Here is a 344-nt window from a genome sequence, read left to right on the forward strand (position 1 = left end):
GCTGATGTCCATGGTGACGTTGAGGTCGGCCGCCTGCACCGGCTGGCGACGATCGCTGCCCCTGCCGCCGCGGGCGCCGGAAACGGCATCGCCGAAGATCTGGCTGAACATATCACTGTGGCCGTCGAACGGATCGCAGCCCGGGCGCCCGGTGCGGAATTCGAAATGCGCGCCGCCGGGGCCCTGCTGGCGGCGGAAGCCGGCGAACGGATCGCCACCGCCGGCCGCGCCCTCGAAGCCCTGGAATCTCGGCTTGCCGTCGGCGTCGATCTCGCCGCGATCGTAAGCGGCGCGCGTCTTCTCGTCGCCGACGATCTCGTAGGCCTGGTTGGCGGCGGCAAAAC

1 pseudogene is annotated in these 344 nt (G+C 70.3%); it reads right to left on the reverse strand.

Annotated features, from left to right (window positions below):
- Nucleotides 1–344: pseudogene (locus EN851_RS34500) on the reverse strand (J domain-containing protein); the annotation flags it as partial.

This window comes from Mesorhizobium sp. M8A.F.Ca.ET.208.01.1.1, assembly GCF_004791315.1.
Taxonomy (GTDB): Bacteria; Pseudomonadota; Alphaproteobacteria; order Rhizobiales; family Rhizobiaceae; genus Mesorhizobium.